We start from the raw sequence: 18,988 nt of genomic DNA on the forward strand, positions 1-18,988 counted from the left end.
GATCAGTCCTTCGAGGGGGAATCCGGCTCGGTGCCGTCGAGGCCGCGGAGCTCGGCCCGCCGGATCTTGCCGCTCTGGGTCTTGGGCAGGTCGGCGATGAAACGGATCGTGCGGGGGCACTTGTAGGCGGCGAGGCGGTCGCGGGAGAAGGCGATCAGTTCCTCCGCCGTGGCGTTCAGGCCGGCCTTGAGGGAGACGTAGGCGACGACGGTCTCGCCGCGGTAGGCGTCCGGCTGCCCGACGACCGCGGCCTCAAGAACCGAGGGGTGCTCGTACAGGGCGTCCTCGACCTCGCGCGGCCAGACCTTGTACCCGGACACGTTGATCTGGTCCTTGAGCCGGTCCACCAGGTAGACCCAGCCCTCCTCGTCGATGACGGCGACGTCGCCGGTACGCAGCCGGCCCTCCGGCATGGTCCGGCGGGTGGCCTCGGGCTTGCCCCAGTACCCGGGGACGACCTGCGGCCCGCTCAACTCCAGCTCACCCTGCTGACCGCGGGGCACTGGATCGCCGTGCAGGTCGACGACGCGCGCGGTGAGACGGGGCAGAGGCCTGCCGATGGACAGCGTCCCGCTCGGCAGATGCACCGGCGCCCGCTCACCCGGCGGCACCGCGATGACGGCGGACGTCGTCTCTGTCATGCCGTAGCCGTTGTGGAGGTAGACGCCGAACCGCTCCTGGAACCGCTCCACGGTGGCGGGCGGGATCGGCGCGCCACCCGAGTACAGGGCCTTCGCCGACGCGAAGTGCTCCGGTCCGGCCTGCGGCAGCTCGTAGATCGCGTTGTACGCGGTGATGGAGCCGATCGTGTAGGTCACCCCGCACTCGGCGAAGGTCTCCAGGGCGACCTCGGGGTGGAACCGGCCGGCCAGGACGAGCGTGGTGTCGGTGAGCAGGGAGATCGTCGCGTTGACCACCGCCCCGGTGATGTGGAACAGCGGGGCCATGGCGAACACGACGTCCCCGTCGCCCACACCCATCCACGACGCGCAGGTCCCCACCACGCTCAGGACGTTGCCGTGGGTGTTCATGGCACCCTTCGGCGGCCCCGTCGTCCCCGAGGTGTACGTCAGGAACGCGACGTCGTCACGGGCCGGCTCCAGGGGCGAGGGGCTCCGGCCCTCGAACTCGCCTATCAGCGCCACCAGGTCGCCGTCCGGCGCCGGGGCGTGGCGTGCCGACGTCGCGAAGACCCGCGGATCGTTCCTCGACTGGTAGTCCAGCGCCGATGTGCTGATCAGCCAGCGCACCGTGCTCCCCGCCAGCGTGCCGAGCGTCTCGTGGACGTCCTCGTCCGCGCAGACGACGCCGACCGCCCCGGAGTCCTCGATGATCCGGCGGAGTTCCCGGCGCCGGTACATCGGGTTGAGTCCCAATGCCGTGGCCCCCAGTTTCCACAGGGCCAGCAGCACCAGTGCGTACTGCGGAACGTTCTGCAGGTACACCCCGACGCGGTCGCCCCGGCCGGTGCCGCGGGCCTCGAACGCGGCGGCGAGCGCGTCCGACGCCGCGTCCACCTCCCTCGCGGTCAGAGCGCCGTCGAAGAAGCGGAGCGCGGTGCCCTCCGGGTTCTTCGCCACGCGTGCCTTCCAGGCGGCCACGAGCGAGCCCGGTGCCGCGTCCGTCCCCGTACCGGACCCGTCGGGGAACGTGCCCCGCCCCCGACCTTCATCCACTGTCATCTGCCGTCCTTCCCACCCATGTCCGTACGCCTGGCGCGCCGGTCATGCGAGTTCGCGCTTGAGGATCTTTCCGGTGGACGTCATCGGCAGGGTCTGCACGATCTCCACGATGCGCGGGTACTTGTAGCCGGCCATCTGCTCCCTGCCCCAGGCGATCAGCTCGTCGGGACGGGCCCCGGCGCCGCGGTCGAGGATGACGAACGCCTTGATCTCCTCTCCGTGGCTCTCGTGCGGCACGCCGACGACCGCGGCCAGGCTCACCGCCGGGTGCGTCATCAGGACCTCCTCGATCTCGCGCGGGTAGACGTTGAAGCCGCCGCGGATGATCAGGTCCTTCGCCCGGTCGACGATGTAGTAGAAGCCGTCCTTGTCCCTGCGGGCCAGGTCGCCGGTGCGGAACCAGCCGTCCCGGATCGCTTCCGCGGTGGCCTCGGGGCGGCCGTGGTACCCCTTCATCACGTTGGGGCCCTTGACCGCGATCTCCCCGACGGCGCTGCCCGTGCCGTCGTCCTCGACCTCCGACCAGTCCGCGTCGACGAGCTTGACCTCGACGCCCCAGATCGGCACGCCGATCGACCCGGGCCGGGCCTCCCGCGCCGGATCGCTGAAGGTCACCACCGGCGAGGTCTCGGAGAGGCCGTAGCCCTCCAGGACCTGGACGCCCAGCCGCTCCCTGACCTGCTTGGCGATCTCCGCGGGGAGCGAGGCGCCGCCGGAGACGCCGACGCGCAGGTTCCTCGCGATGCGCTCGACGTCGACGTCGTCGGTGAGGGCCTGCAAGAGGCCCCACCACATGGTGGGGACGCCCGCGAAGACGGTGATGTCCTCCCGCTGCATCAGGGACACCGTCTGCCGGGCGTCGAACCGTGGCAGCAGCACGAGTGTGCTCGCCGTCGAGAAGCCGGCGTTCATCTGCACGGTCGCGCCGAAGGAGTGGAACAGCGGCAGCACGACCAGATGGGTGTCCTGGGCCGGCTGGTTCTCCAACAGCCGGTTGCACGCCAGGGCGTTGAGCACCAGGTTGGCGTGGCTGAGTTCGGCACCCTTCGCCTGTCCCGTCGTACCGCTCGTGTAGAGCAGCACAGCCGGGTCGTCCCCCGAGGTCCCGATGCTGTCGAACGTCGTCGCCGTGCCCCGCAGCGCGGCGCCCATGGTCTCGACGCCCTCGAGCGGGCTCTCCGCCGCCGGATCGGCGGTGATGAGGAAGAAGTGCTCGCAGCCCGGGGTCCCGGTGAACCCGGCGTGTCCCTCCGCACCCATCGGCAGGCCCTCGCCGCCCTCGAAGCAGAAGTACGCCTTCGCCTCCGAGTCGGCGAGGTGGTAGGCGACCTCCCGGCCCTTGAGCAGGACGTTGAGCGGTACGACGACGGCGCCGGCCTTGAGGATCCCGTAGTAGACGATGGGGAACCAGGGCACGTTCGGACAACTGAGCGCGACCTTGTCGCCGGGCCAGATGCCTCGGTCGACCAGGAGGTTGGCGACCTGATTGGCGGCGGCGTCGATCTGGGCATAGGTGAGACGCGCCGTGCCGAGGACGACTGCGTCCCGGTCCGGGTGGGTGCGGGCGGAGTCCTCGAGCAGGACCGAGAGGTTCAGCATGGTGCCATTTCCGGAAGGGTGGACCGGGCCAGGCCGCGGAGGAACAGAACACGCGGCCTGGCTCGGAGCGGGTGGGGGTAACGCGTGACTCGATGCGGGCGTCACAACTTCCGCAGGAGCCGGTCGAGGGCCTCGGCCGTCGCCTCGACGTCGGCGGTGGTGTGCGCCGTGCTGAGGAAGACCTTGCCGGACGGCATGAACAGGAAGCCCTGACGCAGCATCCCTTCGAGGATCACCGTCCAGAGGCCGCTTGTTCCGTGGAGCCCTGTGGCGCCACCGGCGGGGACGTACTGGAGGAGCGAGCCGACCCGGTTGAAGCTGCCGAAGGCGGGCGACGAACCGAGAACGGCGCCGACGCGGGCTTCGAACTCGGATGAGATCACTTCGAGTTGCTCGTAGACCGACGGATCGGCCAGGACGCGCATCGTCGCCGCGACGGCCGCCAGCGCGATCGGGTTGGCGTTGAAGGTTCCGGCGTGCACGACGCCGACCGTCACTTGATCGACCAGTTCGGCCCGTCCGACGACGGCGCTCTGGGTGAAGCCTCCGGCCATCGCCTTCCCGAAGACGGACAGGTCGGGCAGCACGCCGTACTTCTCGGCCGCCCCGCCCCGTGCGACCCGGAAACCGGCGATCACCTCGTCGAAGACCAGGACGACGCCGTACCGGTCGCAGAGGGTCCGCAGCGTCGACAGGAACTGCGGTGTGGGTGCTTCGACGCCGGCGTTGCTCATCACCGGGTCGACGAGCACGGCCGCGATGTCGCGCTCGGCGGACTCGCTCAGCAGGCGCTCGGCCAGCCGCACGTCGTTGAAGCGCGCCACGACCAGGTCGTCCAGGACGCTGGCCGACTGTCCCGGTCCGCCGGGGGTGGCCGGGCGATCGCAGTCGTCCTCGGACATCCCGGCGTACACGGTGTCGTGCCAGCCGTGGTAGCTCCTGGCGAACTTGAGGACGCGGCGCCTGCCGGTGGCGGCGCGCGCGAGGCGCAGCGCCACCTGCACCGCCTCGGTCCCCGTGTTGCTCCACAGCAGTCGCTCGCCGTGCGGCACCGCTTCGAGGACCGCTTCCGCCGCGAGGTACTCCAGCGGATGACCGGTCCCGACCACCTGCATCTTCGTCGTGACCTCGGACACGGCTGACAGCACGCGCGGGTCACCGTGACCGAGGACGAGCGGCCCCCAGGCCATTACATAGTCGACGTATCGGTCGCCGTCCAGGTCCCAGACGTACGCGCCCCGCGCCTCGCGTACGAAGAGCGGATGGGGAGGCATCGCGGCGCGCAGGCCCGAGCCCACACCCCCGCCGACGCTGCGGCGGGCTCGCTCGAAGGCCGAGCGTGATGATTCCAGGGCCATGGGATCGCCCCTGCCTTTCAGTACGTGATCACCGAGCGGATGCCGATGCCGCGCTTCATCTGGTCGAACGCCTCGTTGACGTCCTTCAGTTGGATCACGCTCGTCACCAGGGAGTCGAGATCGAGGCGGTGGTTCATGTAGTGGTCGATCAGCATGGGAAAGTCGGAATCCGGCTTGCTGGAGCCGTAGTTCGAGCCGATGAGCGAGAGCTCCTGATCGGACATGACGAAGGGATCGATGGAGATCCTCATGCCGTCCGCCACCTGCCCGGCGACCACCGCCGTACCGCCCCGGGCCAGGACCTCGTAGGCCGACTCGATGGTGCGGGGCAGCCCGATGGCCTCGATGGCGATCTCCACACCGCGTCCGTCGGTGAGTTGTCGCACCCGGTCGGCGAAGTCCTCGCGGCCGTTGTTGATCAGGTCGGTCGCGCCGAAGACGCGCGCCTGCTCCAGCTTCTCGTCGGAGATGTCCGCAGCGATGATCTTCCGCGCGCCGGCGAGCCGGGCGCCCTGGATCGCGTTCAGGCCGACGCCGCCGCAGCCGAGGACCAGCACGGTGTCGCTCGGCCGCACCTCGGCGGTGTTGACGGCCGCGCCGACACCGGTCGTGACGGCACATCCGACCAGGGCGGACTGCGGGAACGGGGCGTCGTCCCGGATGGCGATCGCACCCGATTCGGGCACGAGGGTGTACTCGCCGAACGTTCCGAGGCCCGCGAAGCTGTAGGCGTCGCCCCCGTCGGCGGACGTGATCCGGGACCGGCCGTCGAACGACAGGTGGTTCGCCGAGTGCTCGCTCACCATGTCGCAGAGGACCGGCCTGCCGCTGATGCAGTAGCGGCAGCGGCGACAGGAAGGCGTCCAGGACAACACGACGTGGTCGCCCTTCTTCAACGTCGTGACGCCGTCTCCGACGCTCTCCACGATCCCGGACCCCTCATGGCCGAGGATCATCGGCGAAGGAACCTCCCATTCGCCCAGGAGGACGTGGAGGTCGCTGTGGCACACCCCGCTCGCTTTGAGCCGCACGAGTACCTCGCCGGGCGGAGGCGTCGAGGGAATCCTCACTCGCTCGATGGTCAGCGGTTCGTTCGGCGTCCTGAAGACGGCGGCGTCGAATTCGATGGTCATAGCGGCTTTCCTTCTGCGTGCTGGGCGATCACGGCCGGGCGGAGCGGATGAGCTTCTTGTTGGCGAACTCGTCGATTCCCGCCCGGCCCAGCTCGCGGCCGAAACCGGACAACTTGACCCCGCCGAAGGGCAGTTCCGCGCCTTCGAGGCCGACGCCGTTGACGAAGACCATGCCGGCGTCGATCCTGTCGGCGACGCGCAGCGCCTGCTCCGGGTCCGTCGTGAACACGTAGGAGCCCAGGCCGTACGGCGTCCCGTTCGCCAGGTCGACGGCCTCCTCCTCGGAGCCGACCCGGTAGACGGTCGCGACCGGGCCGAAGAGCTCCTCGGCGGCCGACGGCGACGCCGGGGAGACGCCCGTCAGCACGCCGGGCGGGAAGTACGCGCCCTCGCGCTGCCGTGCGGAGACGAAGGTCGCCCCCTCGCCCACGGCTCGCTCGACCTGCTCCTCGACGTACTCGGCGGCGGCGACCGAGGAGAGCGGCGCCAGGCCGTCGGTCAGGGCGAGCACCTTCCCGGTGAACCTGTCGAGGAAGGCGTCGTAGAGGTCCTCGGCGACGATGAAGCGCTTCCCGGCGTTGCACGCCTGGCCGGCGTTCTCGAACCGCGTCTCGACCGCCGCCTGGACCGTGGCGTCGAGGTCGTCGGTCGACAGCACGATGAAGGGGTCCGAGCCGCCCAGTTCGAGCACCACCTTCTTGAGGCTGCGCCCGGCCTGCTCGGCGACCTGTGCGCCGGCCCGCTCCGAACCGGTGAAGGAGACGCCCTGCACGCGGGGGTCCGCGATGGCGCGACCGATCTGCTCGCCGGTGGCGTGGACGTTGACGTAACAGCCCTGGGGGAAGCCCGCGTCCGTGAACAGCTGCTGGAGAGCCGCGGACGACTCCGGGCACTGCGACGCGTGCTTGAGCACGATGGTGTTGCCCAGCGCGAGGTTGGGCGCGGCGAACCGGGCCACCTGGTAGTACGGGTAGTTCCAAGGCATGATCCCCAGCAGCACGCCGACCGGCTGGCGGCGGACGAACGCGGTGCCCTCCCCTTCGAGGAGCTCGATCGGCTCGTCGGCGAGGAACCTCTCCGCGTTCTCGGCGTAGTACCGGTAGATGGAGGCGCTGAACTCGACCTCCCCGACGGCCTCCTCCAGCGGCTTGCCCATCTCGCGGTGGATGACCTCGGCGAGGTGCGCGCTGCGCTCGTCGTGAAGGGCGGCGACGGTGTTCAGCAGCTGGGCGCGCTGTGCCACGGAGGTCTGCCTCGACCACCGCGCGTAGGCGTCGGCCGCGGCGTCGACCGCCCCCTCGACCGCCTCGTCCGTCGCGGTGGGGTACTCCTTGACCAGCTTGCCGGTGGCGGGGTCCACCACCGCGTACACGTGCTTCTTCGCCATGCTGACTCCTTGTCGGTGTTCCGGGTTCATGCGAGGGCGCTGGTGGCGCGGGCCGGGTTCGCGTCCGAGGCCGCGTTGTGGTCGTGCAGCGCTCGGTAGGCGTGGAAGAGGACGAATCCCTGGGTGCCCCAGGTCGCCAGTGCGGCGGTGTAGAAGATCGTGCGGTTCGCGTCGTCGAACGGCAGCGGGAAGAAGTCGTAGACCAACGCGATGGTGGTCCCGGCGGCGGTGGCCAGGCCCGTCCAGATCGCGAGCCGCTTCGCGCCCGCGCCCCAGAGCCGCTTGACGAAGTACCCGAGGAAGACGGCCGTGAGGAGGTTGACGACGACGTAGAACACGGCGACCCAGTACGCGATGCCGCCGGTCTGGAGATCCGCGCCGTGGAACGGCCGGAGGAGCAGACCGGCCACGATCGCGACTCCGAACACGGCGACGTCGACGCGGCGGCTCGGCTTGTAGCGGTGGGTGACCTTCATCAGGCCCATGATCAGGATGAGCGTGATGCCGACCGACCGGGAGAAGGCGTCGAAGAAGTACGCCACGTCGTACAGGACGCTGTCGCTCTCGGCGCCGAGCAGCGACCAGAGCAGGAAGTTGCTGCCCGACGTCGCGACGACCATCAGTTCGAGACCGAGGAGGTAGTTGCCGTACCGGCGGATGAGCTTCCAGCCGTAGAAGTAGCCGACGAAGATCATCCACAGGTCGGCCAGCAGGAACAGCGCCTCTCTCATCGAGACGCCCCCTCTCGGACGTCACGGGGCAGGAGGGTGAGGACGCGCTCGGCGGTGCGCTGGCCGGCCAGGACCGCGCCGTTCATGGTGCCGGCCCATTCGCCGGCGGTCTCGGTGCCGGCCCAGTGGACGCGCCCGTGGGGCTCGGCCAGCGCCTTGCCGTAGCTCGTGGTCGCGTGGGGGCCGGCGGCAGGGTGGGGGCCGCCCGGGGCGAACGGTTCCGATCCCCAGCAGTGGTCCAGGTAGTCGATCGGGGTGCGGGCCTGCGGACCGTAGAGGTCGACGAGCTGCCGGACCACCATGTCGCGTCGGGTCCCGGGGTCGAAGCCGTCGAAGACGCGGGGGTCGCAGAAGGTCATCAGGACGCCCGGTCCGCTGTGGGCGGGGGACACGTCGAAGGTGATGAACACGGTTCCGGTGTCGGTCACCGCCTCGCCGGAGAGCCCCTCGACCCGCCAGAACGGCTTCTCGTAGGCCACGAAGGCCTTGCTCAGCGCGCCCATGGGCCAGGTTCGCGCGAGCCCTTCGGCCTGCTCGGGCAGAGCGGGCTCGAAGGCGATGGCGGCGCGGTGCTCCGGCGCGGCCGTGACGATCGCGTACCCCGCGCGGATCTCGCCGGAGTCGGTGCTGACGGTGACGCCGTCGTCGTCCTGCGTGACGCGGCGCACCGGCGTGTCCAGGCGCACGCGGTCGCCGAGCCGCTCCGCCACCCGCTTGGCGATCTCCTGGGTGGTCTCGACGAACCGGTCCTGGTTCGCTCCGCCCTCGACGTCCAGCATGTGGTCGAGCCCGCCCGCCGCACGGATGTAGCGCAGTACGTGCAGCAGGGAGACGTCTCCCGGAGTGCAGCCCCACTGCACCTTGCTGACGATGGTCATCAGCGCACGGGTGCTGGGCAGAGCGTTCTTGCGGTCGAGCCATTCGCCGAACGAGAGGGCGTCGAGCCTGCCGGCCCCGGGCGTCTCCCACGGGGCGTTCACGTCGATGGTCGCGACCAGCCTGTTCACCGCCGTCTGCATGCGGGCCATGTCCAGCAGGGTGGCGGGGGAGACCTTGGGAATGGTGCCGCTGTAGGTGCGGCGCCGGCCGGCCAGCCACAGGACGTTGCGGCCCTGGGCGAACTGGCCGGTGGTGGTACATCCCACCCGGCTCGCGAGGTCCCGGATGGCGGTGTGGCGTGGTGCCACCCACGTCGCTCCGAGGTCGACCTGCACGCCGGCCACCTCGCCGGAGCGCGAGCGGCCTCCGACCCGGTCGCGGCCTTCCACGACCAGGACGGACCGCCCCATGCTCACCAGCCGTTCGGCGGCGCTCAAGCCGGCGAAGCCGGCGCCGACGATGACGACGTCGACCGTGCTCTCGCTGGAGTGGGACTTACGAGATCCGGACATGGTTTCCTCCTTCGCCCACGCGGTTCGCGTGCTGCGCGATGTAGGTCGTGACGGGGCCGACGAGGGACTCGGGGAGGTGATGGCCCATGCCGGGGATGACCACGTGCTGGGCCGAGCGGATCGCTCTGACGGTCGCGGCGCCGCCGCTCGGGCTCACCAGCGGGTCCCGGTCGCCGTTGATGACCAGAGTCGGAGCGGTGATGCCGCCCAGCTGGGCCGTCCGGTCTCCGGAACGCTGGATGGCCTGGATCTGGCGCGCCGTGCCGGCTGCCGGGTCGCCGGCGCTGCGGTCCCAGCCGCGCGCCGCGATGGCCGCCTCGGCCGCGTCGTCGATGGGGTGCCCCGTTCCCGCGACGTGACGGGTGAGCCTCAGGTGGGCACGGACCGCCGCGGTTCTGCTCCTCGCGGGCGGGGCGGCGAGGAGCCGGATCGTCGACAGAGCGGGCTGACCGACCTTGCGCGCCCCGGTGGTGGAATAGAGGGAGACCAGCGACCGGGCCCGCTCGGGTGCTGTGGCCGCGATCGTCTGCGCGATCATCCCGCCCATCGACCGCCCGACCAGGTGGACCCGTGCGATCCCGAGATGGTCGAGGACGCCGACGGCGTCCCGGGCCATGTCGGCCAGCGCGTACGCGTCGCCGCGCGGACGCGCGGCGATCTGACGCCAGATCCCGGGAGGGGGCGCGGCGACGAACGTCGACTGGCCCACGTCGCGGTTGTCGATCGCGACGACCCGGAAACCCTGGGTGACGAGGGAGCCGACGAACGAGTCGGTCCAGAAGGTGAGGTCTTCGCCCAGTCCCGCGATGAGCAGCATCGCGGGGTCGTCCTGGTCGCCGTGGTCCCGGAAGCAGATCGTCATCCCGGACGGCAGGGTCGCGTACTGGTCGGCGCTCTCGGCGCCGCTCGTCTCAGGCACGGGTGGCCCGCCTTTCACCGGGCGCCGGCGCGGCCGCCCGGCGGACGCCGAACCGGAGGTTCTCGTCGGCCACCGGGCCGCGCAGCGCCTTGGCGTCCTCGGGATAGGACATCGCCATCCGCCAGGGCTTCTCGGAGCCCTGCTTGGGCATGAGCTTCTCGCCGCGCTTGGCGTACCCTGCCTGGAGGTCCATGACGGGCCTGCGGTCCGTTCCCGACGGCGCGACCGGGACCACCGTGTCGAATCCGCGGGCGTCCATGTGCCGGACCAGGTCGATGAAGTAGCGGCACATCAGGCTCACCTTGAGCGTCCAGGACGAGGTGGTGTAGCCGATCGCCATCGCCCAGTTCGGGATGCCGCTCAGCAGCATGCCGCGATAACAGAGCGCGTCCGCGAGGTCGACCTGGCGTCCGTCGACCACGAGGGGCATGCCGTCGAAGAGCCGCAGGTTCAGTCCCGTCGCGGTGACGATGATGTCGGCTTCCAGTTCCTCGCCCGACGCCAGGACGACTCCGCGCTTGCTGAACCGGGCCACGGCGTCGGTGACGACGGAGGCCCTTCCGTCCTTGATCGCGTCGAAGAAGTCGCCGTTCGGTGCCACGCACACCCGCTGGTCCCACGGGGCGTACGGCGGGTTGAAGTGCTTGTCGACATCGAATCCCCTGGGAAGGCGCTTGACGTTCTCGCGCCGGATGTAGGCCCGTCCTGCCTTGGGGAACCTCCGCAGCCCCTTCACGACGGCGTGTTCGGTCCAGATGTTCTTGAACCGTGTCACGGCGTACCCGCGCTCTTCCCCGAGCAGCTTCGTGAGCGCCAGGGCGACCTTGTCGACACGGGGGAGTGCCATGACGTAGGTGGGGGTGCGCTGCAGCATCGTCACGTGCCGGGCGGCGCCCGCCCCTCTGGTCATGGCCGGCACCAGCGTGATCGCGGTCGCGCCGCTGCCGATGACGACGACCTTCTTGTCGCTGTAGTCGAGTCCCTCGGGCCAGTGCTGCGGGTGGACGATCCGGCCTTCGAACTCGTCCCGACCCTGGAACTCCGGGGAGAACCCCTCGTCGTACCGGTAGTAGCCGGTGGCGGCGAAGACCCATCCCGCGTGGATCGTCCTGGTCCGGGTCGCTCCCGTGGCGGGGTCCGACGTCTGGACGGTGAGAGTCCACCGTGCGTCCGCCGTGGACCACTCCGAGCGGACGACCCGGTGGCCGAGCCGGAGGACGCGCTCCAGGCCGTTCTCCTCGACGGTCTCGTGGAGGTACCCCTTGATGAGGGGAGCGTCGGCGATCGCGGCTTCGTGGCGCCAGGGCTTGAACGCGTATCCGAACGTGTGGAGGTCGGAGTCCGAGCGGATGCCGGGATAGCGGAACAGGTCCCACGTGCCTCCGATGTCGTCGCGCGCTTCCAGCACGGCGAGCGACTTGTCGGGCAGCTCCCGGCTGAAATAGGTGGCCGCGCCGATCCCGGAGATCCCTGCTCCGATGATCACCACGTCGAACTCCTCGACGGCGTCCAACACCTCGGCTGTCATGGCGTTTCCTCGCTGTTCCTGTGGCGGTTGCCTCACTGTCGCCAGCCAGGACCGCCTGCGAGAACGACAGCGGGCACCTCCTTCGCCAGGGCTCGGTGCACGATGCACAGGCGGGCCGGGCTGGTGCGCCCGTTCGGTGTCCGACGTTCGGGCCGAGGTGCCGGTCGAGCCCGGGGCCCGGCCCTTCCGGGAGGGCGGTCGGAGACGACCGTCCAGTGGCGTCCTGCGGCCGGGGCCATTGCGGCAGCAAGACCGGGGTGGTAGAGATTTGCCCCGGTGTTTAGTCGTACTAAACACCGGGGTCGCGGTCGTGCGCAGAGTGCGAACCCGCTGTCGTCACGGCCTCGCCATGTGCCAGGACCCACAGGTGTACCGAGCCGCGGGGGGATCGCCGCCGTCGCTCACACGATCGCCGCCGTCGCTCCCGCGATCGCGGCCGAGCGGAAGCGGCGGACGACCCGGAACCCGCACGGGGCCACGTCCTCTCGGGCGGAGAGATCCGCCTCCTGCCGCTCCTGCTCAGCACGCTGCGGGGGGAGCAGCACCCGTTCGTCCGCGCAGGCGTACCGCTTCACGCACTCCTTCATCCACCCATGACGGGCCGGTACCGGCCCGCGAGCCGAAAGGTGGTCGCGATGACCGACCTCTCCGACACAGGGCACGCCGAAGCACCCGGCGGTGAAGCGGGATCGGGCAATCCGCTCCACCGTGGGCTCGGCGTGTCGCAGATCGTTCTCATGGTCGTCGCCGCGGCGGCACCGCTCGGGCTTGTGGCCGGCGGGGTGCCGCTCGCGCTCGCGGTGAGCGGCAGCCCGGGGATGCCCCTGTACTTCGCGCTGTCCACCGTGCTGCTGCTGGTCTTCGCGGTCGGCTTCACGCTGATGGCCGGACGGGTACGCGACGCGGGCGCCTTCTACGCCTACGTCCAGGCGGGGCTGGGCCGGATCCCCGGTCTCTCGGCCGCGACCCTCGCGCTCTTCTCCTACACGCTGCTTCTCGTCGGGGTGAACGCCTATGTCGGGGTCGCGACGAGCAACGTCATCGAGCGGTACGCCGACGTCGGCTCCCCGTGGTGGGCGTGGGCGCTCGTCTCACTCGGCGCCATCGCCCTCCTCGGCTATCGCGACATCGAGCTGAGCGCCAAGGTGCTCGGTGCCGTGCTGGTGCTGGAATTCCTGCTGCTCCTGGTCATGGACCTCGGCATCGTGGGCCACGGCGGCGCCCGCGGCCTGACGGCCGAGCCGGTGTCGCCCTCGATCGTGGGCACCGGTTCCCTGGGCCTCGGCGTCATGTTCGCCCTCTTCGGGTTCATCGGCTTCGAGGCGACGGCCGTGTTCCGCAACGAGGCGAAGGATCCCGACGCCACGGTCCCGCGGGCGACGTACGTCGCGATCCTGGTGATCGGGGTCTTCTACTCGTTCACCGTGTGGGCGATCGTGGTGGGTGCCGGCGTCGACTCGGTGGTCGGAGCCGCGCAGGCCGACCCCGAGGGCCTGGTCCTCACGCTGACGCGGAGCTACATCGGGTCCGTCTGGGCCGACGCCATGCAACTACTGCTGATCACCAGCCAGTTCGCCTGCGTACTGGCCTTCCACAACGTCGTGACGCGCTACCAGTTCGCGCTGTCCGGGGCCGGTGTGCTTCCGGCGTCGCTGGGCGTCGTCCACCCCCGGCACCGCGCGCCGTCGGCGTCCTCGGCCGTCGCCTCGTCGGTCGCGTTCGTCACCACGCTCGTCGTCGCCACGCTCGGCCTCGACCCGATCGGGGACCTCTACGCCTGGTTCTCCGGTGCCGCCACCCTCGGCGTCGTCCTGCTGATGGCGGCCACCAGCCTTGCCGTCATCGGCTTCTTCCGGCGCGCCGACGGGCGGCAGTCGGTGTGGCGGACGGTCGTGGCCCCGGCCGTCGCCTTCCTCGGCCTGGCATGCGTGGTCTGCATGATGGTCGCTAACTTCCCGCTCCTCGTCGGCACCACCACGGGTGCCTGGGTGATCGGCGGACTCGTCGCCCTCTCGGCCGTGGCCGGCGCGGCGCAGGCCCTCGTCCTGCGAGCGCGCCGACCGGCTGTCTACGAGCGACTCTGAGCGACGTGCCGGTCAGCTCATGAGCGCAAGGGCGCGGCCGGTCTGTGCACCGTGCACCAGCCCCAGGGGAAGGAGGTGCCCGGTGTCGTTCTCACCGTGGTCGTGGCCGACGACAGTGAGGTACGAGGCAACCGCCACAGGTGAGGTTCGGTTTCGCTGAACACCGTGTCGAGGGCGTGCCGAACAGGGCGCCCAGAGGAGTGCGTTGAGTATTCAGACTGTCATCGTGGGGCTCGGCGCCACTGGCCGGGCCATCGCCTCCTCCCTGCTGCGACGCGCGGACGTGGAGATCGTCGGAGCGGCGGACCGGGATCCCCGCGTGGTCGGACAAGACCTCGGAGCGCTGATCCGTGGCGTCGCGAACGGTGTCGTCGTCGTGGGCGACCCGGCCGATCTGCCCCCCGCCGACCTCGCGATCGTGGCGACCGTCTCGGATCTGCACAGGGCGGCCGACGTCCTGCTGCCGCTGCTGGAGCGTTCGTACAACGTCCTGAGCATCTGCGAAGAGCTGGCCCATCCATGGCGGAGCCACCCCGATCTGGCTCGACGGCTCGACGACACGGCGAAGACGCATGGCGTGACCGTCCTGGGCAGCGGGGCGAACCCGGGCATCCTGATGGACACCCTTCCCCTCCTCCTGACCGCCCTGACCCAGCGTGTGGAGAGCGTGCGGATCCGCCGGCGGACGAACATGTCACGCTACGGCGCGATCCTGTCGAAGTTCGGCCTCGGCCTGACCACGCGCGAGTTCGCGACGGCGCGCAGCCGCGGTGAGGTCGTCGGGCACCACGGCTTCGAGCAGGCCATCGGGGCGCTCGCGGCGGGGCTCGGATGGGATCTCGACTCGGTGGACGTCGGAGAGGTCGAACCCGCCGTCGTGACGACCTCGCCGCGCGTCGGGGACCACCTGCGCATCGAACCAGGGCAGATCGCGGCGGTCACTCACGCCGCCCGGGGCGTCCTCAAGGGCGACGTGGTGATCGATCTGGAGATCACGTTCGGGTTCTTCGAGCCGGCCGACGAGGTGGTCGCGGGCGACGACTACCGGATCGTCGGAGAGGAGCAGGTCGTCGACCTCCGCTCCTCCGTGGGCTTCGATTCCTTCCTCAGCACCATCGCGGCGGCGGTCAACGCCTCCACCGCGGTCGTCGAGGCGCCTCCCGGTCTCCTGTCGATGGGGGACCTGCCTGCCCGTTCGGTCGCGGCCAAGGGAGAGCGGCGAGCGGGCCGGGCCTCCCTCGGGGCCACGACTTCTCAGGACTGAGACGGAGACGCCGAAGACGGAGACGCAGAGGACGGAGAACTCCTGTCCGCCGTCTTCGCGCGTCTCGCCGAAGAGCCGCCCGTCACGGTTGATCCGCAGGACGGGAACGGGGGCTCGGGCGCGCTGCCGAGCACGCCTCGACGCGGAGTACGAAGTGGGGCGGACGACCCCACCTGGAAGGAGATCGGGACAGCATGAGGACCGACAGCACGAAGTACACCAGCTTCACCGGCTGGATCGACCCGCCGGACGACGTGCAGCCCGCGCTGGACGGCGATCTCACCTGTGACATCGCCGTCATCGGCGGCGGCATGGGTGGCATGGCGGCCGCGCTGCGCCTCGCGGAGCGCGACCAGGACGTCGTCCTGCTGGAGGCCGAGTTCTGCGGCTACGGCTCGGCCTCGCGCAACGGCGGTCAGATCGCCGGGGCGCCGGGTGGCGACCTGCGGATGCTCAGCCTCCAGTCCCCGAAGAAGATGCCGGTCATGGCCAGACTGGCGGAGCACGCGGGCCGCTATGTGGAAGACCTCATCAAGACGCACGACATCGACTGCGACTACGTGGCGAACGGCCTGGTGTGGGGTGCTGTCTCACCCCTCATGATGCTCAGGGTGCGTTCCCAGGCGGCGATCCTGCGCGCCTTCGGTGGGGGCGGGACCGTCGGCAACAGAGAGGAACTCGGCCTCCCCGCCGGCTTCGTGGGCGGGATGCGGGAATCCATCGGCGGGATGCTGAACCCGGGCAAGCTCGCCCGTGGTGTGCGTCGTGCACTGCTCGGCTCCTCGGCGAAGGTCTTCGAGCGGACGAGGGTGAGCGATGTCCGGCGCACAGGCGGCATCGTCGAGATCACGACACCGCACGGCACCGTGCGGGCCGCCAAGGTCCTGCTCGCCACCAGCGCCTACGGCGGCGAGTGGGACATCACGCCCAAGGACCTCGCGACGCCGCTGTACGTCATCGAGATCGAGTCGGAACCCATCGCGCCGGAGCGGCTCGCCGCGCTGGACTGGACCAGCCGGTCCGGCATCATCACCCAGCACCAGGTGATGACCCACTACCGGCTCACCGAGCGCAACACCATCGTCTGCGGGGTCCGCACAGCACAGCGCGGCCAGACGTACCCGCTCCCGGAGCGGGTCCCGGACCCCGCTGTCGTGCGGGACATGGGGAAGGATCTGGCCAACCGGTTCCCGTCGCTGTCCGACGTGGCCATCGAACGGGCCTGGGGCGGTTGGATCGGCATCAGCCCGGACTGGCTGGCGGTCGCCGGGCAGGTGGGCGACAACGTCTTCTACGCGATGGCCTGCAACGGCCACGGCCTCTGCCAGGTGCCGTACGTGACTCATCAGCTCGCCGACTACATCGTCGACGGCGAGATGCCGGAGGACCTCGCCGGCATCTGGTCGGACGCCTCGAAGTATTCGCCGTCGATGTCACTGCTGATGCAGCCGTTCGTCCTCCGGGCCGTCTGGGGACTGGACCGGTTCAACGACTTCTTCAACGGCAGCAGGACACGGGCCCGGCGGGCGCTCCGTCGTGGCAGGCGCGGGGGTTCCTGAGGGTTGGGGTGGCGGCTCCTCCGTGACGGCCTGGACTGAGCTGACCCCCCGCTGCGACAGAACCTAGCCGGGCCCTCGCGCGGTGCGCAGCAGGGGAGGCGACAGGACCCACAGGACCTCGCTCACCGTCGTACCCGGATTGTCGAACTGGTGCAGCGTCTTCCCGGAGAACGAGGTGGAGGCCCCTGCCGACAGCATCCGGGTCTCGCCTCCGACGATCAGACGGGTCGAGCCGCTCAGCCCCATCGCGAAGATCGTGGCGGTGTCGAGCCGATAGGGGCCGCCGGTGCCCCCGCCTGGCTCGATCACGGAACGGAAGACCTGGAACGCCGTGGTGCCGGCGGGCGTGAGCAGGTATTCGGCCACGCCCTCACCGCCCATGTCGATCCGGCTTCCACCGTCCACGACCTGCTCGTCGGGGTAGGCGAAGAGCTCCCCGACCCCGATCCGCAGCACCTCGCAGATGCGCAGCAACGTCGGGACGGACACGTTGGTGAGCCCGCGCTCCAACTGACTCAGGAAGCCCTTGGTGACCTCTGCCCGATGCGCGACCTCCGTCAGCGACAACCCGCGGTCGAGCCTGATCTTCCGCAGCTGCGGGCCTGTGGAGGTTTCGAGGGCGGCGCCCCTTTCCGATCCATCTGCTGTCCCGCCGTCACCGATGGACATGGTGTGCTCACCGCCCGTCCCGAGGCCGAGGTCGTGTGCCTGTCAGGTGACGGGCCGACCCGGACGAGTCCTCTCCGTGGCACGAGGCTAAGGCATGCGCGCCAGGGGCCGTCGGTGCGCCCCTACGGAGGGGGCGACGGCATCGAACCCCTTGTGGCGCCGGCAAGGGCGTGGTAAATCTGCCGTCGTTTAGTGGTAGTAAACAGCGATCCTGGGCCTGCGTCGTCACCGTCGGCCGGGCCGCCGACGGGCCCTTCGTCTGTCCGGGACACGGCATGTCGGGAGCCTCACCTCCCCGAGAGCAGAGGGACACTGAGAACATGGAAGAGCTGTGGCCCCCGCCCTCGCGTGAGGTCGCCGATGCGATCAGATCACTGTGTCAGCGCCTGCTGACGGAAACGGACGCTCTGATCGAGGCCTTCGCAAGGCCGTCTCTCGTCGCCCAGAACGATCCGGCTCTCCTCGCGGACGCATCGCTGGTCGAGGAGGATCGCGCGCTCAACCGCTCCGAGGTGGTCCAGTGGTTGACCGCGAACGTTCAGCAGCCGGGGCGGAGGGTGGAGCCCTACGTCAGTCCGAGGACCACGGCGTACATCAACGATCTCGTGTCCCGGGGCATCGCGCCCGACTTCGCCGGTGCCTGGCGTGTGGCCCTGGGGATCGGCTGGCGGCGATGTCTGGAGGAATGCGTGGCGGACTGCGCGGACCCCGGCCTCCTCGTGGGGGTCCTGGACGTGACGGCGCAGTCGCTGGTCCAGTACGCCCTCGACTCCGTCGCGGCCCTGCGGCAAGCGGGCCTCGCCGCGGCGATGGGCCATACGGACGCCGAGGGGATCGCACTGATCCAGCTGATCGCCAGTGGGGCACCGATGGCGGAGGACCTCGCCGAAGGACACCTGCGCTACCGGATGGCGCGGTGGCACGTGGGCCTCGTCCTCTGGATCGACGATCCCCAGCAGGCCGGTGCCCTGGACGGAGCGATCGCCGCCGTGCGCTCCTCCGCCGGAGGCCGGAGTGCCCTGGTGGCGCGCGCCAGCGCCACGTCGCGGTGGATCTGGCTCTCGGGGGAAGCCGTCCCGGACCTGCACCACGTGGAGAAGGACCTCGCGGCGACCGACGAGGTCCGCGCGGCGGTGGGAAGGCCGGGACGCGGACTCGAAGGGTTCCGCTCCAGCCACCAGGACGCCCTTGCGGCGCAGGCGCTGGTGAGCCGGCTGGGTTCCGACCGACGATTCACCGCCTACGCCGACGTCGAGCTGATCGACGCGCTCACGAAGGACCGGCCCGGCGCGCGTCGGTTCGTCATCAACACCCTCGGGCCATTGGCCGAAGCCGACACGGCCCTGCGGCAGGCACTGCTCACCTACGTGCAGTGCGGCTTCAGCACGACCCGGGCGGCCGCCGACCTCTACGCGCACCGCAACACCGTCGAACGGCGCGTCTCACGCGCCAACGAGCTCTCGACCGTCAAGGTGGAGGACAACCCGACCCACGTGGCGGCGGCGCTCCTGGTGCTGGACATCGCGCCTGACATCGTGACGATCACCCCGAGCTGAACGCACGCAGCACGGAGCCGCCCTTGACCTGCGGAAAGCAGGCAGGGAGCTGGGCTCCAGGCAACCCTCCGCATGAGCCCGCTGATCGCACCGAGGGCGAGGCGCGATCCCCGGATCGTTCGAGGACG

15 protein-coding genes are annotated in these 18,988 nt (G+C 70.2%); 4 read left to right on the forward strand and 11 right to left on the reverse strand.

The window, feature by feature from the left end:
- Positions 1 to 2 precede the first annotated feature (2 nt).
- From OG392_RS32355 to OG392_RS32400, 10 genes are all read right to left on the reverse strand, one after another.
- Entirely contained in the window at positions 3 to 1,682 is a 1,680-nt protein-coding gene (locus OG392_RS32355; protein WP_329285367.1) for a class I adenylate-forming enzyme family protein, read from the reverse strand.
- A gap of 42 nt (positions 1,683 to 1,724) precedes the next feature.
- Entirely contained in the window at positions 1,725 to 3,281 is a 1,557-nt protein-coding gene (locus OG392_RS32360; protein WP_329285369.1) for a long-chain-fatty-acid--CoA ligase, read from the reverse strand.
- 101 nt (positions 3,282 to 3,382) lie between these two features.
- Positions 3,383 to 4,639, reverse strand: a complete 1,257-nt coding sequence (locus OG392_RS32365; RefSeq protein WP_329285371.1) for an aspartate aminotransferase family protein — start codon at positions 4,637 to 4,639, stop codon at positions 3,383 to 3,385.
- A 17-nt stretch (positions 4,640 to 4,656) separates the two neighbouring features.
- Positions 4,657 to 5,772, reverse strand: a complete 1,116-nt coding sequence (locus OG392_RS32370; RefSeq protein WP_329285372.1) for a Zn-dependent alcohol dehydrogenase — start codon at positions 5,770 to 5,772, stop codon at positions 4,657 to 4,659.
- 28 nt (positions 5,773 to 5,800) lie between these two features.
- On the reverse strand, positions 5,801 to 7,159 hold the full coding sequence (locus OG392_RS32375; RefSeq protein WP_329285374.1) for an NAD-dependent succinate-semialdehyde dehydrogenase: 1,359 nt from the start codon (positions 7,157 to 7,159) through the stop codon (positions 5,801 to 5,803).
- Between the two features lie 26 nt (positions 7,160 to 7,185).
- Positions 7,186 to 7,890: a transporter gene (locus tag OG392_RS32380; protein ID WP_329285376.1), complete on the reverse strand. Its 705-nt coding sequence runs from the start codon at positions 7,888 to 7,890 to the stop codon at positions 7,186 to 7,188.
- Positions 7,887 to 9,281, reverse strand: coding sequence for a flavin monoamine oxidase family protein (locus OG392_RS32385; RefSeq protein WP_329285377.1), 1,395 nt, complete (start codon positions 9,279 to 9,281; stop codon positions 7,887 to 7,889). Before OG392_RS32385 ends, OG392_RS32380 begins: the two co-directional genes overlap by 4 nt.
- Positions 9,265 to 10,200 (reverse strand): alpha/beta fold hydrolase, encoded by a 936-nt coding sequence (locus OG392_RS32390; protein WP_329285378.1) that lies wholly within the window; start codon positions 10,198 to 10,200, stop codon positions 9,265 to 9,267. Before OG392_RS32390 ends, OG392_RS32385 begins: the two co-directional genes overlap by 17 nt.
- On the reverse strand, positions 10,193 to 11,728 hold the full coding sequence (locus OG392_RS32395) for a flavin-containing monooxygenase (RefSeq protein ID WP_329285380.1): 1,536 nt from the start codon (positions 11,726 to 11,728) through the stop codon (positions 10,193 to 10,195). Before OG392_RS32395 ends, OG392_RS32390 begins: the two co-directional genes overlap by 8 nt.
- Positions 11,729 to 12,129: 401 nt before the next feature.
- Complete coding sequence (locus tag OG392_RS32400; protein ID WP_329285381.1) at positions 12,130 to 12,303, reverse strand: hypothetical protein; 174 nt, start codon at positions 12,301 to 12,303, stop codon at positions 12,130 to 12,132.
- Positions 12,304 to 12,363: 60 nt separating this feature from the next.
- On the opposite strand from OG392_RS32400, the gene OG392_RS32405 reads away from it, so the two are divergent.
- The 3 genes from OG392_RS32405 to OG392_RS32415 all read left to right on the forward strand — a co-directional run bounded on the left by OG392_RS32405 (position 12,364) and on the right by OG392_RS32415 (position 16,635).
- Positions 12,364 to 13,812, forward strand: coding sequence for an APC family permease (locus tag OG392_RS32405; protein WP_329285382.1), 1,449 nt, complete (start codon positions 12,364 to 12,366; stop codon positions 13,810 to 13,812).
- Positions 13,813 to 14,017: 205 nt separating this feature from the next.
- Positions 14,018 to 15,076 carry a dihydrodipicolinate reductase gene (locus OG392_RS32410; RefSeq protein ID WP_329285383.1) on the forward strand — a complete coding sequence of 353 codons (1,059 nt, stop codon included), beginning with the start codon at positions 14,018 to 14,020 and terminating at the stop codon, positions 15,074 to 15,076.
- Between the two features lie 194 nt (positions 15,077 to 15,270).
- Positions 15,271 to 16,635, forward strand: a complete 1,365-nt coding sequence (locus tag OG392_RS32415) for an NAD(P)/FAD-dependent oxidoreductase (RefSeq protein ID WP_329285384.1) — start codon at positions 15,271 to 15,273, stop codon at positions 16,633 to 16,635.
- A 63-nt stretch (positions 16,636 to 16,698) separates the two neighbouring features.
- On the opposite strand, the gene OG392_RS32420 is transcribed toward OG392_RS32415, so the two are convergent.
- The gene (locus tag OG392_RS32420; protein WP_329285385.1) at positions 16,699 to 17,304 is read right to left on the reverse strand and encodes a helix-turn-helix domain-containing protein; all 606 of its coding nucleotides are present in this window, start codon (positions 17,302 to 17,304) and stop codon (positions 16,699 to 16,701) included.
- Between the two features lie 320 nt (positions 17,305 to 17,624).
- Here OG392_RS32420 and OG392_RS32425 point away from each other — a divergent pair, with 320 nt between their 5' ends.
- A complete protein-coding gene (locus OG392_RS32425) occupies positions 17,625 to 18,860 on the forward strand; it encodes a PucR family transcriptional regulator (RefSeq protein WP_329285387.1) in 1,236 nt (411 codons plus the stop codon).
- The last annotated feature ends 128 nt before the right edge of the window (positions 18,861 to 18,988 follow it).

Source organism: Streptomyces sp. NBC_00691 (assembly GCF_036226665.1).
Taxonomy (GTDB): Bacteria; Actinomycetota; Actinomycetes; order Streptomycetales; family Streptomycetaceae; genus Streptomyces.